The organism is Vibrio sp. Vb1574 (assembly GCF_033338675.1).
Map to the genome: position 1 here is coordinate 1 of NZ_JAWOTC010000275.1, position 1262 is coordinate 1262.

The following is a 1262-nucleotide window of genomic DNA, read 5'->3' on the forward strand; positions in this document are numbered from 1 at the left end:
TGACCCACTTTGTCCAAAACCCAGGGCACGTACTCACCAAAGAGACGTTGAGCCTCGACGTACTAGGTAAACGACTGGCGGCCTTTGACCGCGCAATCGATATGCACGTGTCGAACTTACGCAAAAAGCTGCCCGACCAAAGCAATGGCAAACCGCGCCTCAAAACCCTACGTGGTCGCGGCTATATGCTGCTTGAGGAGGATTAATGCGCCTATCACGCATCAAACTGCCAAAGATTAATAGCTTGTATGGACGCATCTTTGCCATCTTTTGGTTCACTATGCTGTTGGTATTGATAGCCGTGCTATCACTGCCACATTTGGATCCAAGGAAAGCACGCGACATTCCCGACGAGCATTATCAGCGGATCATTGAAACGCGTGATGCCATTCAAAACAAATACAGCAAAGAAACCGATCTAGGACGCATTTTATTCCGTGTAGAGGGCAATCGCGCAGGTAAACATGACCCACGACCACGAGTGTTCTTTTCGGATTACAACGGCAACGTCTTAACCACCGATAAGCGCAGCAACTTTCAACTGCGTGCGATGCAAAACTTTGTCACCAGTATTGAAGATTACAACAAGCCAAAACAGAGACTTTATGGCCGCTATATGATTGCCGGCCCTGTGCCAATCGTTCTGGCCGACTCTGGACTGCTGATGTACGTTGGCTTTAAATGGAACGAGCCACCACCGCTGCTACTGCGTCTCTTCGACCACCCATTCCAGTTACTGTTGGCCGTCATGCTAGTGAGCACGCCATTACTGCTGTGGCTTGCTTGGGCGCTGAGCCAACCCGCACGCCGCCTTGAAGCCGCCGCACAGCGAGTGGCAAAAGGTGAGTTCGTCATCGATCCGAATCTTGAAAAAGGCACCGCAGAATTTCGTCAAGCGGGCAGCAGCTTCAACCAAATGGTCGAAGCGGTGAATCAGATGATTTCAGGTCAGCAGCGTTTACTGTCGGACATTTCTCACGAATTACGCTCGCCACTCACTCGATTGCGCATGGCCAGTGCATTAGCGACGCGCAAACAGGGTGACAGCCCTGAGTTGGTTCGCATTGATACCGAAGCGCAGCGCCTTGAGCAGATGATCAGCGAATTGCTTGAGCTCTCGCGCATGCAGGTGAACAGCCACATGACACGCGAGACACAGCCAATAGAAAGTTTGTGGGAAGAGATCATTAAAGATGCGCAGTTTGAAGCCGAGCAAATGGGTAAAACACTCCGCTATTCAGAGATCCCTGAGCGACATATCT

2 protein-coding genes are annotated in these 1262 nt (G+C 51.0%); both read left to right on the forward strand.

Annotated elements, in window-relative coordinates; genetic code table 11:
- Positions 1-206: winged helix-turn-helix domain-containing protein (locus tag R7O12_RS25490; RefSeq protein ID WP_318126850.1), on the forward strand; the 206-nt coding region annotated here is incomplete at its 5' end.
- A partial coding sequence (locus R7O12_RS25495; protein WP_318126851.1) for a histidine kinase dimerization/phospho-acceptor domain-containing protein occupies positions 206-1262 on the forward strand: 1057 nt, incomplete at its 3' end. The genes R7O12_RS25490 and R7O12_RS25495, both read left to right, overlap by 1 nt.